The 22,246-nt window shown below is 42.0% G+C and carries 16 protein-coding genes; 10 read left to right on the top strand and 6 right to left on the bottom strand.

Annotation, left to right across the window (positions count from 1 at the left end; genetic code table 11):
* Positions 1-119 precede the first annotated feature (119 nt).
* Together I5907_RS08610 and I5907_RS08605 are read right to left on the bottom strand one after the other, a co-directional pair.
* On the bottom strand, positions 120-1,661 hold the full coding sequence (locus I5907_RS08610) for a RagB/SusD family nutrient uptake outer membrane protein (protein WP_196990306.1): 1,542 nt from the start codon (positions 1,659-1,661) through the stop codon (positions 120-122).
* A gap of 21 nt (positions 1,662-1,682) precedes the next feature.
* Positions 1,683-4,640, bottom strand: coding sequence for a SusC/RagA family TonB-linked outer membrane protein (locus I5907_RS08605; protein ID WP_196990305.1), 2,958 nt, complete (start codon positions 4,638-4,640; stop codon positions 1,683-1,685).
* Between the two features lie 516 nt (positions 4,641-5,156).
* Here I5907_RS08605 and I5907_RS08600 point away from each other — a divergent pair.
* Together I5907_RS08600 and I5907_RS08595 are read left to right on the top strand one after the other, a co-directional pair.
* Positions 5,157-6,014, top strand: coding sequence for an AraC family transcriptional regulator (locus I5907_RS08600; RefSeq protein WP_196990304.1), 858 nt, complete (start codon positions 5,157-5,159; stop codon positions 6,012-6,014).
* Positions 6,015-6,046: 32 nt separating this feature from the next.
* A complete protein-coding gene (locus I5907_RS08595) occupies positions 6,047-7,036 on the top strand; it encodes a LacI family DNA-binding transcriptional regulator (protein WP_196990303.1) in 990 nt (329 codons plus the stop codon).
* Between the two features lie 186 nt (positions 7,037-7,222).
* Here the strand turns inward: I5907_RS08595 and I5907_RS08590 are convergent, their stop codons facing one another.
* A complete protein-coding gene (locus I5907_RS08590) occupies positions 7,223-8,056 on the bottom strand; it encodes a murein L,D-transpeptidase catalytic domain family protein (RefSeq protein WP_196990302.1) in 834 nt (277 codons plus the stop codon).
* Positions 8,057-8,516: 460 nt separating this feature from the next.
* Here I5907_RS08590 and I5907_RS08585 point away from each other — a divergent pair, with 460 nt between their 5' ends.
* The 7 genes from I5907_RS08585 (at position 8,517) to I5907_RS08555 (ending at position 19,058) form a co-directional block, all read left to right on the top strand.
* Complete coding sequence (locus I5907_RS08585; protein ID WP_196990301.1) at positions 8,517-9,296, top strand: alpha/beta fold hydrolase; 780 nt, start codon at positions 8,517-8,519, stop codon at positions 9,294-9,296.
* Between the two features lie 32 nt (positions 9,297-9,328).
* Positions 9,329-9,988 carry a CBS domain-containing protein gene (locus tag I5907_RS08580; protein ID WP_196990300.1) on the top strand — a complete coding sequence of 220 codons (660 nt, stop codon included), beginning with the start codon at positions 9,329-9,331 and terminating at the stop codon, positions 9,986-9,988.
* A 111-nt stretch (positions 9,989-10,099) separates the two neighbouring features.
* Positions 10,100-11,566 (top strand): POTRA domain-containing protein, encoded by a 1,467-nt coding sequence (locus tag I5907_RS08575; protein ID WP_196990299.1) that lies wholly within the window; start codon positions 10,100-10,102, stop codon positions 11,564-11,566.
* A 173-nt stretch (positions 11,567-11,739) separates the two neighbouring features.
* Positions 11,740-12,609 carry an NAD kinase gene (locus tag I5907_RS08570; RefSeq protein ID WP_196990298.1) on the top strand — a complete coding sequence of 290 codons (870 nt, stop codon included), beginning with the start codon at positions 11,740-11,742 and terminating at the stop codon, positions 12,607-12,609.
* Between the two features lie 330 nt (positions 12,610-12,939).
* Positions 12,940-14,982: a penicillin-binding protein 2 gene (mrdA, locus tag I5907_RS08565; protein WP_346266774.1), complete on the top strand. Its 2,043-nt coding sequence runs from the start codon at positions 12,940-12,942 to the stop codon at positions 14,980-14,982.
* 3 nt (positions 14,983-14,985) lie between these two features.
* Entirely contained in the window at positions 14,986-16,326 is a 1,341-nt protein-coding gene (gene rodA, locus I5907_RS08560) for a rod shape-determining protein RodA (RefSeq protein ID WP_196990296.1), read from the top strand.
* 161 nt (positions 16,327-16,487) lie between these two features.
* On the top strand, positions 16,488-19,058 hold the full coding sequence (locus I5907_RS08555) for a cation-translocating P-type ATPase (protein WP_196990295.1): 2,571 nt from the start codon (positions 16,488-16,490) through the stop codon (positions 19,056-19,058).
* A 142-nt stretch (positions 19,059-19,200) separates the two neighbouring features.
* On the opposite strand, the gene I5907_RS08550 is transcribed toward I5907_RS08555, so the two are convergent.
* The 3 genes from I5907_RS08550 to I5907_RS08540 all read right to left on the bottom strand — a co-directional run bounded on the left by I5907_RS08550 (position 19,201) and on the right by I5907_RS08540 (position 21,292).
* Positions 19,201-19,989 carry a segregation/condensation protein A gene (locus I5907_RS08550; protein WP_196990294.1) on the bottom strand — a complete coding sequence of 263 codons (789 nt, stop codon included), beginning with the start codon at positions 19,987-19,989 and terminating at the stop codon, positions 19,201-19,203.
* A gap of 108 nt (positions 19,990-20,097) precedes the next feature.
* Positions 20,098-20,481 carry a large conductance mechanosensitive channel protein MscL gene (mscL, locus tag I5907_RS08545; RefSeq protein WP_196990293.1) on the bottom strand — a complete coding sequence of 128 codons (384 nt, stop codon included), beginning with the start codon at positions 20,479-20,481 and terminating at the stop codon, positions 20,098-20,100.
* A gap of 64 nt (positions 20,482-20,545) precedes the next feature.
* Complete coding sequence (locus I5907_RS08540) at positions 20,546-21,292, bottom strand: PPK2 family polyphosphate kinase (RefSeq protein WP_196990292.1); 747 nt, start codon at positions 21,290-21,292, stop codon at positions 20,546-20,548.
* 66 nt (positions 21,293-21,358) lie between these two features.
* Between I5907_RS08540 and I5907_RS08535 the strand changes: the two genes are divergently transcribed.
* Positions 21,359-22,231, top strand: a complete 873-nt coding sequence (locus I5907_RS08535; RefSeq protein WP_196990291.1) for a DMT family transporter — start codon at positions 21,359-21,361, stop codon at positions 22,229-22,231.
* Positions 22,232-22,246: the final 15 nt, after the last annotated feature.

The raw sequence follows: 22,246 nt of genomic DNA, 5'->3' as shown, positions 1-22,246 counted from the left end.
CAGATAAAGTGATTGCGACGCAAGGGACGATGCCATATTTTCCATAGCTGGTATCACAATCTTACCATTAATAAAAAGAGGCTCTCATTGAGAACCTCTTTTTCATTTCCTGTTAACTATTAATATCCCGGATTCTGAATCAAATTAGGGTTTGCGGCCAATTGTCTGAACGGAATTGGGAAAAGTAAGTTCTTGGGATCATCAGACGGTTTTTCCTGCCATACTTCGAGGTATTTACCAAACCTGATAAGATCTGTTCTTCTATGACCTTCCCAATAAAACTCACGACCTCTTTCGTCAAGCATCTGGTCGAGGCTTACAGAACCGAGTGCTGCAACACCGCGCTTTTCACGTACCTGATTTACCAGGGTAAGTGCGCCACCGGCATCGCCTTTTCTCAGCAGGGCCTCAGCTTTCATCAACAATACATCAGCATAACGATAGTAAACATAATCATTGTCTGAGTTATCTCCTGAAGAATAGTCTATAGGATATTTGACAACCCTTATACCTGTTACTTCAAGGTTTGCTCCTCTTTCAATTGCGCTAACTTCCCTGGTGAAGGCAAGTGGTGCGCCTGTTCTGTCTTTTAATGCCGTACCATTCTGATCATACTGCTGACCAACCAGGAAGCCTGGCTTAATACCGGAAACATCTGTTACGCCATCGTACTCCTGGCTTCTGCGTAAATCGGCATCGTCAAACTTGTCGTAGAAATCTGAAAGGGTTGTAAAGCCATTCCAGCCGCTTGGGTTCTGGTTGTAGTGCAATGTGCAGAACCATCTTGAGCGAACGTTACCACTGTTTGAACCGCCGATATTTTCAGCAGTAAATATGTTTTCGGTAGAAATCTGGTTGTTATTTTTTGCAAAATTGTCGAAATAATTATCTGCCAGTGAATATTTACCACTGTTGATAATTTCGTCTGCAAGACTGATTACCTGGTCCATATCTGCTGCGTCAAAAGTTGGATTTTGACGATTAGCAAGCGGATCGCCTGATGCAGGAGAAATGGTGCCTTTGTTAAGATAGCATTTCATTAATAAAACCTTCGCTGCATACTTGTTTGCTTTGTTTGCAGGACCATCAGGAAGATCGCCCATAATATCATTAAGTTCACTGATAATATAGTCAAGTGCATCGCTACCAACTCTTACCTGAGGAATTGCTAATGGGTCGCCACCTGGTTCCCTGTATGGGCATTGATTCCAGCCGCACAGCCATGAGAAATTGGCAAAAGCTCTAAGTAATCTTGCTTCAGCAGCCTGCTGTGTTGAAGGGCTAAACTGAAGGATATCAGTAGCACCGTAAACAACACCACCCAAATCGTCAAAAGTGCTGGCTAGAAAGCTGTGGTTACCATCCCATTTATGCACGTGCAGCAAACGCCATACTCCGTTATCATCCCAGTCGCCACCGCGTGTGGGCCCCAGACATTCATCAGATGTATGCTCTTCGGCAGCCCACCACCTGCTCTGATCCTGGTATGGTAGCCTCATTGAATTATAGATACCGGTTAACAGCGCATCTACGTTAGCAGATCCACCTCCACCAACCTGGTCTTGTGTAAGATCTCCATTAAAAGTTTCATCCAGCTTTGTACAGCTAAACAGCAGTACAGAAGGAATGGTTATAGCATATAATAATTTTCTGTATTTCATACGAACAAATGTTTAATTCATTTACAAAGAGAAATTCAATCCAAATAAGAATGTGCGTGCAGATGGATAAGGTGTATACTCTATACCTACTGAAGGCACACCATTCACATTTTTATCAGTATTTACTTCAGGATCAAAACCAGTAAACTTGGTTATTACAAAGAGGTTGGTACCAGTTACAAACACATTCATGCTTTTGAATACCTTGCCAATACTTCCAACATTATAGCTAAATGTTGCATTTGCAAGTTTCATGTAATTGCCCTTTTCGAGGTATCTTGAAGATGGAGAAATAGGATTTGCTCTTGATTCTCCAAGACCAATCAAAGATTTTGCGATGTTTCTTGAACCAAGGTTACCAATAGGTAACACTGTATTAAGTGTATTGTTGTAAATATCCTGGCCAAATGCTCCGTTCATATTGGCTGTGAATGAGAGTTTCTTGTAAGACAACGAAGTACTTAAACCCAGGATCGTTGTTGGATTTGGATTACCAACATAATACAATGTATATCCATCGTCTGTATAGATGGCAAATCCATCTTTATCAAGGCCCTGGTATTGCTTCGTAAAGAATGCGTTTACAGGAAGATCATTTTGTATCACCTGGGCTGTAGCGCCGCTTATACCCTGGCCGCTAAGGCTACCTGTTTGAATTGGGGCTGGTAAGCCGCTAACGTTGTTTTTAACGAATGTTGCGTTGATACCAAAATCCCAGGAGAAGTTGTTTTTATTGATGATCTGGGTATTCAAAGTAACCTCAACACCTTTGTTTACGATAGTACCATCCAGGTTTTTCCATGTTGGCGGAGCACCGGGTGGAGCTGGCTGCGGTGTAACAGTTGGATATAGCAAACCTGTAGTTGTCTTTTTGAAATAGTCAACAGTTGCGGTGATCCTGTTTTTAAACAAGCCGAAATCTGCACCTATGTTTGTTTGCTGGTCTGCCTGCCATTTAAGGTCGCTGTTCTGGTAGTTTGAAAGACCAATTGAACCGATACCGTTCGGTGTATAACGGAATTTAGAAGAACCGGCCGGAACATCCTGCGTACCTGTCTTACCCCAGCCACCACGGATAACGAGGCTATTTACGAATGTTACACCTTTAAAGAATTCTTCATTGCTAACAGTCCAGGATGCAGCAAATGACGGGAAGTAACCATAACGGTTATTTTCACCAAACTTGCTGGATCCATCAGCGCGTAGCGTTGCTGTTACGCGATATTTATCCATCAGGTTGAGGATAGCCCTGCCGAAATAAGATTGCAGTTCTGTAGTTGGATCAGCGAATGAGCCCATTCCACGACTTGCCTGGCTGGAGTATTGAAAATAGTTTGTGTATGCGATCGGGTATGTACCGAAATCGCGTGCACTCATATTTGTTCCTTTGTTATCAAATCTCATGTACTCGTAACCTACCAGAGCATTCAAGCTTAAGTTAGAAGACAGTTCCTTATTGAAGTTAAGGGTATGTGTGATCTGCTGTGTAGTAAGTTCATTATTACCATAATAAGCAAAACCTCTGTCAATAATATTCTCAAGGTTTATAAAAGAAGCAATCTGGCTTCTGCGTATACCTGTACCATAATTGATACTGTAAAGGAAGCGATATTCGAGATCTTTGGTGATCTTGTAATATGGTGAAATGCTTGCAAGTACAGTTGTTACTTTGGTAACATCGTCGTAGGCTTCAGACATTGCAACCGGGTTTACAGTTGTAGAACCCCTTAAGATATTCAAACTTCCATCATCATTGTACAGAGCCTGTGTTGGATTCCATTGAAGCGCCTGGCCAACAATGTTACCTGTAAAACCTGCATCATTTGATACCGGTGGAATATCTTCCCTGGTTTGGGTTGTAATGATGTTTACATCTAACCCCAATTTCTTACTATCCAGAAATTTGTAGTTACCGGAGAAATTAGCAGAAACTTTTTTGAATGCTGATTTCAAAATGATACCCTGCTGATCTAGGTAACCTGCAGACAAGCGGTATCTGCCGTTTTCAGTACCACCACTCATAGCCACGCTATAATTCTGCTGAAAACCGTTACGCAAAATGGCGTCGAACGCATCTACATTATCGCCATTATCTCCGGAAGTCAACCCGTAATCTGATAAGGCTTTCCTGTATTCATCGCCATTCAGTGTCTCAATTCTTTTCAGAATGCTGCTGGTACCAATATTACTGTTAATGTCCAATTTTGGCTGACCAACTTTACCTCTTTTGGTAGTAATGATGATTACACCGTAAGCAGCCCTTGAACCATAGATAGCTGTGGCTGACGCATCTTTAAGTACATCAATTGAAGCAATGTCGTTAGGATTAATAAAATTGAGCGGGTTAGCATCGGGAGAGGTACCAATACCCTGGCCTGAACCGCCTGGTCTGGCAGATCTTCCATCCAATGGCACACCATCTACCACATACAGGGGCTGACTTCCAGCACGGATAGAGGAGTTACCCCTGATTTTCACAGTAGAAGCACCACCCGGCTGGCCACTGTTGTTTAAAACCTGAACACCAGCTACTTTACCCTGGATCAACTGGTCAGGAGCTGTAAAATTTCCTTTGTTGAAGTCTTTTTCTCTTACTGTTGCAACCGCACCGGTAAGATCTTTCTTTTTAACAGTACCATAACCAACCACAACCACATCATTTAGTGCAGATGATTCCGGTTGTAAAGTAACTGCCACATTGGTTGCAGAAGAAACACTTACTTCCTGGGAAACATACCCTACATAAGAAATAACCAGTGTGTTGGTGCTGGCAGGAACATTCAATGTAAAAGAGCCGGTTGCATCAGTTGATGTACCAACACTTGTGCCTTTTGCGAGTACCGAAGCTCCCGCAACAGGACTTCCCTTTTCGTCCGAAACTTTACCGGTAACAGTTTTGTTTTGCGCCCATGATTGCTGCATGATCAACAGTAACAGCGGGCATAAGAGCAGGACTCTTAGCAATCGAGTTGTAGTCATAATAACAAGCAGTTTTGATTTGTTAAAAGTAGGTAATCTGTGTAATTTTTACACAATCGTTCATAAAATATTTAATTATAGACAGTTTTCTTTCATTTTAGCTGCTCGTAAAACAAGAAGGTTGCAGAATTTTTTGTCCCGAGAAACTACTAAGATTAAAAACAACAAAATGCATTGAAATGTGTTCACGCAACCTTCTGTTTAAGACCTGCCGTTATGAAAATAAAAGCCAATTTAGTAATCTAAACGTCATCTTAAGTACCTGCAAAATTTCAAACGTTTGCGAAAATGTTTGCGGTGGAAAAATTTATCATTTGTTTCCGTTCCCATCCATCTAAAACAACCCCGGCATTTAGATGTAACTAACTGATTTTAATATCGTAATAAGTACCGCATTCATTCACCCAGTTAACAAAAGTGATTTTTTTACAAAGAAAAAAATTCATCCCTATTGGCAATTCCTTATACTCCATTAAGCAATTTTCATTTTATATTTGATTAATAACGATTAACCAGATGAATGTTGAATGCGAGATCATTCTCCCCGACGAAGGCAGTTCGTTCCGGCTGCTGCACACCAGGACCTTACCCGAGCAATACCCCTGGGAATACCACTATCATCCTGAATTTGAAATAGTTTGTGTATTAAGAGGTGCAGGCACCAGACATGTCGGTAATCATTTCAGCAGTTACGATAATGGCGATCTTGTATTGATAGGCCCCAATCTTCCGCATGCGGGTTTTGGGCTTAATGCGCATGGTCAACATGAGGAAATTGTCATACAAATAAGAGAAGAGGTTTTAGTGGAATCAATCGTGTCCAGGCCAGAAATGCTTCCTGTTGTGTCACTGCTCGAGAAATCAAAGTTTGGCATATGTTTTAAAGGTGCTGCCAAAGAACAAATTAGCCGGCGGCTGCAAAAACTACTCAAACTGCAACCTTTCGAAAGATTCATAGAACTGCTGCATGTGCTTTACCAGATGGCTGTTACTACGAACTACGAATTATTGAACCCGTCCACTGTTCTATCTCAGCTTACGAGGAAAAACAACGGGCGATTGCAGCACATACTTGCATATGTTGAAAAACATTACAATGAAGACATCGATGTAAAGAAGGCTGCGGCCATTGCCAACCTTTCCGTTCCTTCCTTCTGCAATTACTTTAAGAAACTAATGAGTTTTACGTTTACAGATTTTATCAACCAATACCGCATACACAGGGCATGCGTAATGCTCAAGCAGGAAAAAACGATTGCCGAAGTAAGTTTTGCATGTGGTTTCAATAATGTTGCTTACTTTAATAAAGTATTCAAAACGATTATGAACAAAACACCATCTCAATACAAAAAAGAGATGCAGTTTTCCTGGTAGTAATTACCATAACAGCCATATAGCATTAATGCATGAGCAACAATACCACGCTTAAAAAGATTTCACAGATACTCGATATCAGCATCTCTACGGTATCGAGGGCATTGAAAGACCATCCGGATATTTCTGCAAAAACGAAACAAAAAGTAACAGAGCTGGCCAATGCGCTGGAGTATGAGCCAAACGCTTATGCCATTAATTTAAGAACCAATAACAGTAAAATATTCGGCCTCATAGTGCCAGACATTTCTTATTATTTCTATAATACATTTATATCGTCTGTAGAGGAGGAATGCAGGAAAAACAATTATTCACTGCTGATATTACAGTCTGGTGATAACCCGGAAACGGAGTCTGCCAATATTAAACTGTGCCGGCAAAACCGTGTTAGCGGCGTTTTTGCCTGTATAACTTCATCCACCGCAAATATTGAGGCATTTTATAAATTGAAAGAAGCAGATATTCCGCTGATATTTTTTGACAAAGTGCCCGCAGACAATTCATTTTCCAAAGTATGCATTGCAGATACAGAAGCGGCACGGCTTGCGGCAGAATTTATTGTACAAAAGCAAAAGAAAAACGTACTGGGGCTTTTTGGAAATACAAGCCTTTCTATTACCCAAAAGCGCTTGTCTTCTTTTAAAGAGGTTTTTGCTGAAAACGCGGCTATCAACCTGGTGATAGCGCACGCAATAAGCTTTGACGATGCTTACGAAAAATGCCTTGCCTGTTTAAACACTCATATACCAGATACGATTTTTTGTATGAGCGATGAGATTCTCATCGGCGCAATGAGAGCCGTGCAGGAGAAAAGGCTACACATACCCAAAGACGTTTCCGTAATTGCCTTAAGCAATGGTTTTATGCCATTATTGTATGTACCCCAGATAACTTATGTAGAGACCAGCGGTTACCAGCTTGGCAAACTCGCTTTTAAGAATATGATGGATTCGGTAGTCGGCAATACAGTGGAAAGTGAAGTGTTTGTGCCGTGCAGGCTTGTGGAAGGTGCATCTTTCTAAAATGTTGAGCCCGGCTGCAATACTACTATGAAACACCTGTTGCGTCGCACTCTTCAGCGGTTTGAACCATACTGAACAAGGTGCACAATGCCCAGGCTTTTGCTACAGTACAAGTGAGTGACACAACCGCAGCCCAATAGTAGCATTGTTGCCGGCAAAACAATATTGATTACGTGTAAGCGCCTGTTACATGTTTGATACAAAAGGAACATCCTGTGCCGTGGCTGAAGAAAACGCCGGCAAAACAACCGGTGAAGCATTGGCAATTACAGGCCAGGTAAATTTAGCACCAAGTATTTTTGAAGTAGAGGCATACCATTTGTCATCTGCAAAAGCAAAAAAGCAACTGCCGCCTTTTATGGCATCAATAATTTTACGGTGTTCTTTGTATGGCACCGCAGGGCAACCATAACTTCTGCCCATCATGGTGCCGTTATCTGCACGGTCTCCGGTAACATAATTGCTGCCATGCATTACAATTGCTCTCGGCCTTACATTTGAGTTTACACCGGTTTCCATACCATCGAAGTACATACTGTAACCAGCCTTCCCGATATATGTATCGCCGGTAATCATAAAACCGAGCGAACTTTTATGCGAGTCTGTTTTATTAGAGAAACTGGTGGCATATTCTGAGCCGGAATTTTTGCCGTGGGAAACATAAGTATTATACTTTACGACACCCTGCTCCATATCGAGCACATAGAGGCGTTTGTGTGCGCTGCTTTGCGTATAATCGCATATAGTGAGCAATTCCGGGTGTTTCAGTTTGCCATTATTGAGTAAAAACTGGTAGCCTTTGCAAGCGTAGAAAAAAGCTGTTTTATTAAGCCCGAGGGAATCGAGGTTTAAAACATTATACATAGAGTCTATCCATGGCGCCACACCTGCACCTTCATCTGCTATCGAAGGCAGCAGTGAGCCAAATTTTTTATCACCATTATTATCTGCAACGGAAACGGGGGCCATTGAAGTAAACACGCTGAAGCAGATCATACACAAAAAAATCAGTTTCTTCATTTCCATAGTTTTTCAGGTAAAAAAGGAATATTAGAATTGAAACTACAAACGCGCCATTTCAACGGATATTGCGGGTTGCAAAAGTAGCCACTAAGCAGGCTGTATGGTTATTTAATTAATTTAAAAACAAAACTTTCACATAACAAAAACTGGATCATATTTAAAGCCCTCTTGCAGAATATATTATGCAGCTTTCTCTTACCCTCAATCATCCACAATCTTATACTGCCAAATGTGTATTTCCTGTTTTTAAAGTTGTGTTATACACAGTTAAAAATGTTTAATTGGTGTTTGTGTAGCAACCGAAGTTTTAAGGCATGGAGCAATATTCATTCATATTCGCCTAAAAAAGGTATTTTAGCACATAAGTTGAGACATAACATATAAATTATGTATGTTGTTTTTTCACGGCATTTCACTTTATTTGCATTGGTCATCTTTTTCGCAGAAAAATTAGCAGATGAATTACGAGGTAAAACAAATTGATAAATTCAGGTTTATAGAAGAAGGAGAAGGCGAACCCCTTATTCTTTTGCATGGTCTTTTTGGGGCATTGAGCAATTTCCAGGATCTGATTGAATATTTCAAAAATTCACATAAAGTAGTGGTTCCTTTACTGCCACTTTTCGACCTGGATATCTTCCATACTTCTGTGGGCGGACTGGAAAAACACGTACATAAATTTATTGAGGCGCGTAATTACGATCAAATACACTTACTGGGTAATTCGCTCGGCGGGCATGTGGCGCTGGTGCATGTGCTTAAACATCCGGAAAGAATAAAATCACTTATCCTCACCGGTAGTTCAGGACTTTTCGAAAATGGTATGGGAGACAGTTACCCCAAACGTGGCGATTACGAATACATAAAAAGGAAGACTGAGGTTACCTTTTATGATCCCGCAACTGCTACCAAAGAACTGGTAGATGAGGTTTATGAAATATGCAATAACAGGCTAAAAGTTATCAAAATCATTGCGCTGGCCAAAAGCGCCATCAGGAACAACCTTGGTGAAGAATTGAGCCAGATTTCCCAGCCGACGTTGTTGATTTGGGGAAATGACGACACCATTACGCCCCCATTTGTGGCCAAAGAGTTCAACAAACTTATTCCTAACAGTGAATTATTTTTTATCAATAAATGCGGGCATGCGCCAATGATGGAAGTGCCTGCAGAATTCAATAAAATTCTTGAAGAGTTTCTTACAAAACTCAAACAACCCGCTGCAACAATTGCCTAATTTTATTGTATTAAAGAGTGGAGTGAATATAGATGCTGGTATCACAAATTATAGAATCAGGCTTCCCGTTACTTTCATTAACAGATAAGGTTTCTTTCGCATTACAGTTAATGGATGATTATGACGTATTGCATTTACCGGTTATACATGAAGAAAAATTTGCCGGTATAGTAAGTAAAGACGACTTACTCGACGCTAACGATTCAGCGGCCCTGGTTACGGTGCAATCTCATTTTATTATTGCCGCTGTTTTTCCTGAAGAACACATTTTAGCCGCACTTAAAGTTGCAGGCCGTTTTGATATTTCCATTATACCGGTAACTTCAAGGACAGGTGAAATTGCGGGCTGCATAAGGCGTAAAAAGCTCATCCAGACACTTGCCGCATTCCTGAATGTAGAAGAACCAGGTGGCATGATTGTGCTAGAAATGGATAAGCGAAACTTTTCCTTTGGAGAAATTTCCCGCCTTATTGAAACAAATAACGCCTTCATTACCCAATTAAACTCCTATACGGAAAATACCACGGGCTTCTTCATCGTTACTATCAAAATCAACAAAGTAGAAATCTCAGATATAATTGCTACGCTTCAGCGTTATGATTATTCGGTAAGATATTATTTTGGCGAAGAAGAGTACGAAAATGAATTAAAAGAAAATTACGATTTGCTTATGACCTATCTGAAGATCTAGGCTGCCTTTTGCAAGTGCCTGCTTCCGTATGTTAAAATGGCAACGTTCCCTTTCAGGATTGTTACAATACCATATTTTTACCGCTCACCACCAACTCAAGGTAATTGATTAATGAATTTCAGCAAACGCATAATACTGGTTTGGATAAGCTGTGGCCTGTATTTGTTTGCATACACGCAGGATTCTATCCCGCCGCTTATACCCAACCGTGATACTACGGGCCTTGCAGCACTTTTAAACAGCATCGTAAGCCCTGAAACAGATACATCGCTCGTAACAATTGCCGACATATCGGTGCATGGCAACAAAAAAACCAAGCCTTACATTATTGAGCGTGAAATTCCCTTCAAACAAGGACAATACCTGCGATACAACGAGCTTTACCGCTTACTTACACTGGCCCAGCAGCAGGTAATGAATACAACACTTTTCACAAAAGTATCTGCCTACGTGTACAGCCGCCAGGGAAACATTGTTTTTGTAAACATCGACGTAAAAGAAAGATGGTACCTCTTCCCGTTACCTTATTTCAAACTGGTTGACAGGAACTTTAACCAGTGGTGGGTTGAGCAAAAAGCTAGCCTTAACCGAACCAATTACGGCATAAAGTTTATGCAAAACAATGTAAGCGGCAGAAATGATAAACTGGCAGTAAACCTCATCGCCGGCTACAGTAACCAGGTACAGGCAAAATACGAACAGCCTTTTGCAAATCCGTCGCTAACCAAAGGTTTTAGCGTGGCCTTCAATTTTTCCAGGCAGCGGGAACTCAACTTTCAGTCAGAAGGCAGCAAACAGGCATTTTTCAAATTGGATAATTTTGTGATACAGAATATCCGCGGTGAAATTGCTTACCTCTACAGGCCGGCAATTAAAACAAGGCATTCTGTAAGACTCACCTACGTAAACAGCAAAGTAAACGACACAATTGCCCGGTTAAACCCCAACTATTATGGTGGCGGAAAAACAGCCGTTTCTTACCCGGAACTTTCGTATAATATTCAATACTACAACGCCGATTACAATGCCTACCCAACAAAAGGTTTTATTGGCGATGCCACCATTACACGCAAAGGCATAAACAAAGATGTAGATCTTACGCAGTTGCAATACCATGCACATTACATTGTGCCAGTTGCAAAAAAAATGCAGTTGTACCTGCAAAGTGCAGGCATTCTTAAACTGCCTTTCAATCAGCCTTACTTTAACCAGCAACTGTTTGGTTATGGAGATGCATTTTTAAGAGGGCTGGAATATTATGTAACCGATGGCGCAGCAGGTATTATGGGCCGCGGTACCATACGCAGAGAAATTTTTGCCTACACATTGCGAACACCGCCCAACCTCAAAAAAAGTGTGGTTATTCCAATGAAGTTTTATATAAAAGGCGGTGGAGACATTGGTTATACTTACAACAAGAACCCCGGCACCAGCATTTTGAGCAACAGATTTTTATATACTGAAAGTATAGGGCTCGATGTGGTTATTCCCTCATACGATATTGTTTTGAAATTTGAATACAGCTTCAACCAGCTTGGCGAAAGTGGCCTGTTCTTCCACGTGCGTACAGATTTTTAGATTTTTTTTGAGCCAGGCATTTGAATATCCATCAGGCATCCGTTGCGTCGCACTCTTGTACGTTTAGATCTTTATTGAACAAACCGGAAGATTGAAGCGTAGTTAGCTGATGCACGTGCAATGGCTGTAAATAAATTAATCTCCGGTTATACAACGGCACTTAATTTTACAAAATGAAAGTAGCTATATATAGCCGTGGACTGGATCATGATCTAAAGGCGCAACTGGTACTATTGCTGAAGGCATTGCAAAAACACAATACAACCATACTGCTTTTTCATTCCCTTTCAATGTACGATCATGAAGACAACACCGGCATTTCATATTTCTCCAAAGCAGAAGAATTAAACGCATCAGTAGATTGTCTTATCAGCCTTGGCGGAGATGGTACCATTCTCGATGCTGTTACGCTTGTAAAAGAGACCAATATTCCTATCCTCGGTATAAATTTTGGCAGGCTTGGTTTCCTGGCGGGTATAAGTAAAGAGGAGATTGCCATGGCTGTAGAAGCTTTAATGGCCGGCACGTACGTAATAGATAAAAGAACACTTATTCACCTGGATGCGAGCACACCGCTATTTGGCGATGCACCGTTTGCATTAAATGAATTTGCCATCCATAAGAGAGATACTTCTCCTATGATCAAGATACATACCTACCTGAACGGAGAGTTTTTAAACACCTACTGGAGCGATGGCCTGATAGTAGCAACACCTACAGGCTCTACCGGTTATAATATGAGCTGCAACGGCCCTATTGTATTCCCGGAATCTTCCAGTTTTGTTATTACACCCGTAGCACCGCATAATCTTAACGTAAGACCCATTGTGGTACCAGACAGCAATGTAATTTCTTTTGAAATTGAAGGCCGTGCAGACCAGATGATCTGCGCCATGGATGCAAGACGTGAAATTGTGGAAAAAGATATTCAACTGGCGGTGAAAAGAGAAAAGTTTAAAATAAGCCTGCTGCGTCTCAACGAAAACAATTTCCTTTCTACACTGCGTACAAAACTTACCTGGGGGCTCGACAAACGTAATTAACTGCCTGCTGCAGCTTATTACACTGCAGTCATTACAGGCAGTCTTCTGTAGCATGTTTATAAAAGCAGTGCGCTGCAGCCCCGCAATGCTCAAAAGTACAAGAGTGCGACGCAACCAAAGCTGCACAGCATTACAAATGCCCGGTACCAAAAAAATAATTGTATAAATGTTAACGGGGCACGCAAATACAAAGCGCATTAATCACGTTTGTTAATAAAATTTTTGCTGATCATTTACGTGGTTATGCATAAACAATCATCAATTTTGCACTCATAACTTTTCTTTCATTTCAATCAATATATGCCGGTATACAATCAGTCGCGGAGCAGGGTGATACAATTAATTTTTGCTGTCATTTTCATTGTGATCATTGCGCAGTTGCTGCATTTGCAGATGTTTTCTTCTGATCTTAAAATACAGGCGGAGAACAATGCTATTTTCAGGAAAGTGGTTTACCCTGACAGGGGTATTATTTACGACCGCAAAAAACGCGCAGTACTTGAAAATACCATTATGTACGACCTGGTAGTAACGCCCAACCAGGTGAAGGGCACAGACACCGCTGCTCTGTGCAGGATACTGGCTATAGATACCGCAGAATTTCGCAAGAGAATTATTACCGCTATCATCAAGAACAGTTACTATAAACCAAGTGCATTTGCTGCACTGGTAAGCCCCGATACGTATGCAAGGCTGAACGAAAACATGTATAAATTTCCCGGCTTTGTGTTGCAGGAAAGACCTGTGAGAACTTATCCTTACAGCGCTGCGGGCAATGTGCTCGGTTATATTGGAGAGGTTGATACCACCTACCTGCGCAAACATAAAACTGAAGGCTATGAAATGGGCGACTATGCTGGCTTAACCGGCCTGGAAGCCACCTATGAACCCGTATTGATGGGCCAGCGGGGTGTAAAACGTTTTATCAGGGACAACAAGAACCGCATACAGGGCAGTTATGAAAACGGCAATTACGATACAGCCGCCGTGGCAGGCCGCAACCTTTACACGAGTATGGATATAGAACTGCAGCAACTGGCAGAAAAACTGCTTGGCAGTAAAATAGGCAGCGCTGTGGCTATTAACCCTAAAACCGGCGGCATTCTTGCAATGGCTACCAGCCCTACCTACAACCCCAACCTGCTTACCGGTTCTGAAAGAAGAAAAAACTTCAGCCAGTTATTTCTTGATACTGCGCGGCCATTGCTAAACCGTGCTATTAAAGGTCAATACCCTCCGGGCTCTACCTTTAAACCGCTGGGCGCACTGGTGGCATTAGATGAAGGCCTCATTACACCATCATTTGGTTACGGCTGCAGCGGTGCATATTATTCATGCGGCAGGCCTGTAAAATGTGAACACCACGATGCAGGACACGCTGCTAACCTTCGTGCTGCACTTTCACATTCCTGTAATTCTTATTTTTCCCAGGTGTTCAGAATGGCCATAGATAATCCCAACTTCAGCAGCACACAGCAGGGTTATCTTAAATGGAAAGAATACATGAACGCTTTCGGGCTTGGTGTAAGATTAAACATTGACCTGCCCAGTGAAGACAAAGGGAATATTCCCGACACGTCGAAATACAACCGCGACTTTGCCGGGCCGCGCTGGAACAGTTGCAACATTCTTACGCTGGGCATAGGGCAGGACCGTATGCTGGCAACGCCTTTACAACTGGCCAATGCCATGTGTTTTATTGCCAATAAGGGTTATTACTACACGCCGCATTTTGTTGACAGTATAGAGAACGAATCTATTACCGATACCAGCTACCTGGGCAAATACCGCACAAAACATAAAGTAACCAATATAACAAACGATGTGTTTGATGCCGTGCAACTGGCAATGCTTGATGTAACACGCTCCGGTACAGCGGTAAATGCGAAAATTGATGGTATTGATATTTGCGCCAAAACAGGTACTGCGCAAAACCCGCATGGCAAAAACCACTCTTTGTTCGTAGCATTTGCGCCAATGGATGACCCGAAGATTGCCATTGCGGTAGTTGTGGAAAATGCAGGCTTTGGTTCTACATGGGCGGCACCTATCGCATCGCTGATGATGGAAAAATATTTAAATGATACAATCTCTGCAAAACGTTTACCGGAGGTTGACCGTATTTCCAAAGCCGATCTTATACCTGCTGCCATCAAACACTGGTATGCTGTAAAAGATTCCATTAAGCTGGCCAAACTTGCCAAACAGATCGATGCAGATAAAGCCCCTGTTTTCGAAAACACCACAGATAACCGCAAACACACATTCGATCCTGAAGCAGAGCCTAACAGGAAGGAAAATGATTCCACTGATGTGTCTGCCAAAGATTCCGGGATCATACCCAAACAATATCAACCGAGGAAACCAAAATAAAGCATGGCAAATACTTCTCCGATCTCAAAAGGTGTTGACTGGTTAATGGTGTGGTTGTACGCTACGCTTGTTGCAATAGGTATTCTCTGCATCTTTATGGTGGAGTACAACCCGGATACCTTTACACCCGGTGCATTCTTTGCATTCAATACCAACTACAGCAAGCAGCTATTATTTGCCGGTGTATCTGCAGTAGTGGCAATTTTTATTTTGCTTAGCGATAGCAAGCTTTACACCGCATTTGCCAACCTCTTTTATGTTTTTGGTATTGGATTAATGCTCCTCACTTTTGTTATCGGAAAAGATATCAATGGCTCAAGAAGCTGGATACCGCTTGGCGGGGGCTTTAACCTGCAGCCTGCCGAATTATGTAAGATATTTACCTCCCTTGCGCTTGGCAAATATTTATCTCAGCTCGATCTTGATTTTACAAAGATCAAATCCCAGGTTATTGCCGCAGCAATCGCACTAACGCCTGCCCTGCTTTCCATTATGCAAAACGAAACGGGTCTTGCACTTGCTTATGCCAGCTTTTTTATAGTAATGTACCGCGAAGGTTTACCAGGCATTATCCTTATCATCGGCTTTTCTATTGGGGCACTTGTGGTGGCAACACTTGTTATGGAGCCCAATACGCTTGCCATCATTCTTACCATAATCGCAGCACTGTTTGTCTACTTCCTGCGCTACCAGGTAAAAAGAAACAAAAGCATTCTTCTTTTTATTGTAATGATATGGGGTGTGGCCGTAGGCATACAACGGTTTGCTGTTCCGTATGTTTTCAACAATGTGTTTCAATGCTACCAAAGCCAGCGTATTTACAGCATGGTAGGTAAAGATTATGATTGCAGCCAAAACCGCAGTGCACAAATAAGTGAAGCGGCAGATAAAAAAGTTACAAAGCCGGATGATTACAATGTACGCCAAAGCAAGATAGCCATCGGCTCAGGTGGTTTAATCGGTAAAGGCTTTTTAAAAGGCACACAAACACGCGGCAAGTATGTGCCCGAGCAACACACAGATTTCATATTCACCTCATTGGGTGAAGCCTTTGGCTTTGCAGGGTGCCTGCTGTTTTTGGGCATTTATTTCCTCTTGCTGTTCCGTATTATTTTTATCGCAGAACGGCAGCGCAGCACATTCAGCCGCGTATATGCTTACTGTATAGCCAGTATTATCTTCTTTCACATCGCGGTAAATGTGTGCATGACAATTGGTCTCTTCCCTATTATTGGCATTCCATTGCCACTGATCAGTTATGGTGGTTCTTCACTACTCACATTTACTGTACTCATTTTTATCCTCATCAGGCTCGATGCAGACAGGCAAATGGTATTGAGATAAAGATGTAACCGGCATTTGCATTTCATGGCATCGCCGGTTGTGTCACTCACTTGTACGTTCCATTTTTATGGCAACTCCGGCGATCTGTTTGTTGCTTACAGCGCATCAATGTTATTCGTTCCATTCATAATTGTTGAGGTAACTTTATAAAAACCTGCAGCATGCATTGGCACACCATTTCTCCAACCGAGGTATTAACCAAAACCGGTAGCCAAAGGCAGGGCCTTTCTGCCACCACCGCAAAAGAGAAACTGGCTGCCAACGGACCGAATGAACTACAGGAAGGTCCCCAACGCTCCGTTTTATCTATATTCTTTTCACAGTTTGCAGACATTATGATACTGGTGCTCGTAGCAGCAGCAGTTATATCCGGCCTGGTAGGAGACTTAAAGGATACATTGGTTATTTCCATTATCATCGTTTTGAATGCAGTGGTAGGCTTTTTACAGGAATACCGCGCCGAAAAAGCGATGCAGTCACTAAAGAAAATTGCTGCGCCCGTTGCCACCGTAATAAGAGACAATCTGCACCAGAATATACCGGCAACAGCCCTTGTTACCGGTGATATCGTTTTACTGGAAGCGGGCAAAATCGTACCGGCAGATATAAGGTTAATGGAAACAGCATCACTGAAAATTGATGAGTCTGGCCTTACCGGAGAATCTGTGCCTGCAGAGAAAACCGAAAAGACTTTACATAAAGAAGACCTGCCACCTGGTGACAGGCTGAACATGGCTTTTAAAGGCACTGTTGTAACATATGGAAGAGCAACAGGCATTGTTACAGCCACAGGCATGGAAACAGAGCTTGGTAAAATTGCGAGCATGCTACAGGAAGACACGCCGCCGACACCTTTACAAAAGCGCATGAGCGATTTTAGTAAAAAACTATCTGTATTTATTATCCTGCTTTGTGTACTGCTGTTTTTTGCCGGCTATCTGCGGGGAGAAGACTGGTTGAAAATGTTGCTTACCGTACTTTCCCTGGCCGTAGCCGCAATTCCTGAAGCACTGCCTGCTGTAATAACAATTGCACTGGCCATGGGTGCAAAAAGACTGGTACGTAATAATGCGCTGACCCGAAAACTGCATGCGGTAGAAACGCTTGGCTCTGTAACCTATATCTGCACAGATAAAACCGGCACCCTTACCGAAAACAGAATGACCGTAAAACAGGTAAAAACTTTTGAAACTACCGTGCACATTGAGGATACCAAAAGCCCACTGTTATTGCTGGCCTTACTTAATCATGATGTAAAAGAAGGCAAAGGCGATGAGTTGAACGGAGACCCAACAGAGATTGCCGTATACAGGTACGCGATACAACATGTTGAGAACGCAGACCAACTCGTAAACACTTATCCCCGGGTGGCAGAAATACCTTTTGATGCTGATAGAAAATTAATGACCACCATTCATGCCTATAAAGATAAATTCCTCGTGGTAACCAAGGGTGCCATAGAATCTTTACTTGCCGTAAGCGCCGATCATAATATGGAGGAAACAGTAAAAAATGAGGCAGATATTTTTGCAGAAAAGGGAATGCGGGTGCTGGGCTATGGCATGAAGTGGCTACATCACTTACCTGGTGCGGTTACACCTGGCAGTATAGAGGAAAAACTGCACATCATCGGTCTTGCGGGTATGATAGATCCGCCAAGGCCAGAAGCCGCAGAGGCTATAAAAGAATGCAAATCTGCCGGTATTATACCCGTAATGATTACAGGTGACCATCCTGTGACGGCAAAAGTTATTGCAAAGGAATTGGGAATTATTTCCGGCAAAGAAGATAAAACGATTACCGGGGCCGCGCTAACCAAACTGGATGATGGATCTTTTGCCGCAGTAGTAGAAAATATAAAAGTATACGCAAGGGTTTCGCCGGAACAGAAAATGCGCATTATTAAAGCATTGCAGGCCAGGGAGCACTTTGTTGCCATGACGGGGGATGGTGTAAACGACGCTCCGTCATTAAAAAAAGCAAATATTGGAATAGCAATGGGTATAACCGGTACGGACGTATCAAAAGAGTCGGCCCATATGATCTTACTCGACGACAATTTTGCAACCATTGTAAAAGCTATAAAAGAAGGCCGCCGTATTTATGATAACATACGCAAGTTTATTAAATACATTATGACTGGCAATTCTGCGGAGATATGGGCCATCTTGCTTGCCCCGTTGATAGGATTACCCGTTCCACTGCTGCCCATACATATTTTATGGATCAATCTTGTTACAGACGGATTGCCTGCACTGGCGCTTGCTATGGAACCTGCCGAAAAAAATATCATGCAGCGGCCGCCACGCAGGACGGATGAAAGTATTTTTTCGGGCGGTATGGCTTTTCATATTGTATGGGTGGGCCTGCTTACAGGTGGACTAACAATTGGTATACAGGCTTTTGAAATTTACACGGGCTCTGAACACTGGCAGACGATTGTTTTTACGGTGTTATGCCTCGGGCAGATGTGGCACGTTATGGCTATACGCAGTGAATATCAATCGTTGTTTAAACAAGGCCTGATGAGCAATAAATTGCTAACCGGTGCTGTACTGGTTACTTTTCTGCTGCAGCTTGCAATTATCTATTTGCCTGTACTTAATACATTTTTTAATACCCAGCCTTTAACCACAGTGGAATTGCTTACAGCTATTGGTGTTTCATCTGTTGTGTTTTTTGCAGTGGAAGCGGAAAAAATCCTGAAGAGGAGCAGAAAAGGCAGCGCTTAGTTGCTTTCTCATATACCGGTGCTGTTACACCCGGATCGCTATCGCTGCACTGTGTACTGCAGTACAAGAGTGCGACGCAACAAGAGCCCCACCTGTGTTATGCAAATGGGGCCATCAATAAAAAAAATTATGTCAACAGCGGCTAATTGGCGGGAACATCGATGATCGTTTCTACTTCTTCTTCCCTGTTTTCATTCCATTCCACAATAAAGTTGTTGCGGCCATCGCCAACCATGATGGTCATGTAGCGCTGCTGCGCCAGCTCGAGCATGGAGAGAAAAAGGAAGATGGCGTGTATGCGATCCTGGCACACATCGAATATTTTTTCGAAAGCCACGGTTTTTTCTGTGCGTACAAGATCCATCATGTTTTCGCGGCTGCCTTCCATGGTGTAATTGTAGCGGACCACGGTGTGCACAGGTTTATTATTTCTGTCGTGTACGCGCTGCATTACTTTCTCGAACGCCTTCATTAGTTTGAAGAGCGTTACCGTTTGTATTTCTGTTCCTTCGGCTGCTTCTTCACCAATCATTGCGAGTTCTTTCTGCAGGTTGCCGCGTTTAAGCATAAGCATGCGCATGGCTTCCATTTCTGCCATTTGCACAGCGGCTTCTTTAAATTTCTTGTATTCGAGTATTTTATCAACCAGTTCCTGACGCGGATCTATTTCATTGCCCTGCGCATCTATTTCTTTTCTTGGCAATAACATTTTTGCTTTGATGCGCATGAGTGTAGAAACAAGCAAAATGAACTCGCTGCTTAACTCAATGTTTAATTTTTCCTGCTCATGTATATAGGCGAGGAAATCTTTGATAATACGGGTAATGGGAATATCGTATATATCGAGCTCATCTCTTTCTATGAAAAACAGTAAAAGATCGAACGGTCCTTCGAACTGTGGCAATTTTATCTGGTAACCGGGTGAATTCACTTTGTAATTTTTAAAAAGAAAAACCCCGGCGCTGTATGCTGTACCGGGATTTCAAAGGTATGATGTATGCGTAAACGTGGCCTTGTTTACCGCACAAGTATTCCACAATTAACCTTTTTTCAGCTCGTCTCTTATTTCCATGAGCAATTTTTCTGTTGTGGATGGAGCAGGTGGCGCAGCAGGTTTTTCTGCTTCTTTCTTTTTGGTTGCGTTTACACCTTTTACAATAAGAAACAAAACAAAAGCTATTATGACAAAATTTAATATGGCAGCGATAAAATTGCCATATTTAACCGAGCCAAATATGGTTAGCTCATTTAGGTTGGTAAGATTTGCGGCTTCCAATGCAGGTTTCAACAGCAGGGGGGTAATAACATCTTCATTTAAAGATGTAACGATTTTGCCGAAAGCGCCGCCAATAATTACTGCGATTGCAAGATCTACCACATTTCCCCTGATAGCAAAGTCTTTAAATTCTTTAATAAATCCCATAAGGTTCGTTTTAGTTTTGAAGAAGATAATCTAAGATAATAAAAATAGTACTACTTCAATATTGCTATTTCTTTAACCCCGGGTAACGCATATTGAGGCTCTTAAGCAATGTATACAGCGCCTCAGTTATAAGGTATTCTTTATACCAGTTCTGGTCTGCAGGAATGATATGCCATGGAACAGTATTGCAGTTTTTAAAGCAATCTTCGTACATGTTCATATAAACATCCCAAAGCTTTGCTTCTTCAAAATCTTTCTCATTGTATTTCCATTGTTTTGTTTTGTCGCTCAATCTTTCTTCCAGGCGTTTATGCTGCTCTTCTTTTGATACATGCAGGTAAAACTTTAGCACATGGGTATGATTGTGTTTTACAAGCAGGTCTTCAAAATCGTTGATGGCCTTCATTCTTTTTTTGGCGATATCATCATCTATAAGTTTATGCACCCTTGTTATAAGAATGTCTTCATAATGAGACCGGTTAAATAGCTGCATCATACCTTTTGGAGGCGTATGCTGGTGAATGCGCCAAAGGAAATCGTGCGACAGTTCCAGCGGTGTAGGCGCTTTAAAGGACTGCACAGTTACCCCCTGCGGGTTAAGGTTACCAAATACATTTCTGATGACACCATCTTTTCCACTGGCATCCATACCCTGTATAACAATCAGTACCGAGTGTTTGCTTTCTGCATATAAGAGATTCTGCAGCTCATCCAACGCTGCCAGCATCGTTGCTGTTTTTGCTTTGGTTTTTTCTTTGTCCAGTTTCCCCGGGGCCCTTGTACTTATTTCTGACAGCTTAACAGAAGCCATATATATCATTTTTTTTAAAGTTATCTTTTATTGTTTTAAAAAAAGACCTTTGCCAAAATTTTCAATTTGGCTAAAAGTTTTGCAGGCTGGGTGTTGTTTGTACTTCTTTGTGTTATATGGGGTAGTTCTTTTATACTTATGAAGCTGGGTATGCAGGCTTTGACAGCTTACCAGGTGGCTTCTATTAGAATATTGAGTGCGGCCATTGCATTATTGCCGTTTGCGTATAAAGCTTTCAGGAATGTACCAAAAAATAAGCGGGGTTTTGTAATACTCTCCGGTTTGCTGGGTAGTTTTTTTCCGGCTTTTTTATACTGCATTGCGGAGACTAAAATAAACAGCTCACTGGCCGCTATCCTTAACTCTCTTACACCGATGTTTACAATAATAGTAGGCGTAACGTTTTTTAAACTTACCGCCGGCATTTACAAAATACTCGGCGTAGTTACAGGTTTTATCGGGTTGCTGCTATTGCCTTTTGCAGCACATGAAGGGATAAGTGTAGGTGACCTTTCTTATGCATCGCTGGTTTTAATGGCAACTGTGTGTTATGCCTGCAACGTAAATATGGTAAGCCGTTACCTGCAAAATACGGCGGCTATCAGTGTTGCTGCCATGTCATTTGCTTTTTTATTATTACCGGCATTACTGATACTTATCTTCTCCGGTTATTTTGAACTACCCTTTACCAGCGAACCTGTAATGCATGCCACACTTGCTTCCTGCCTGCTCGGTGTAATGGGCTCTGCCGTTGCAACAATATTATTCTACATGCTGGTAAAAAGAGACGGACCATTGTTCGCCTCGCTGGTAACGTACGGCATTCCGGTAATAGCTGTAATATGGGGCATGCTGTATGGAGAGCAGGTAACACTTGCAGAGATTGGTTGTTTGCTGATCATTCTGGCAGGTGTGTATATGGTAAATATGAAAAGATAAAACCTTTGCCATTTT

Source organism: Panacibacter microcysteis, from assembly GCF_015831355.1.
Lineage (GTDB): Bacteria > Bacteroidota > Bacteroidia > Chitinophagales > Chitinophagaceae > Panacibacter > Panacibacter microcysteis.
This window is presented reverse-complemented; position numbering and strand designations above follow the sequence as displayed.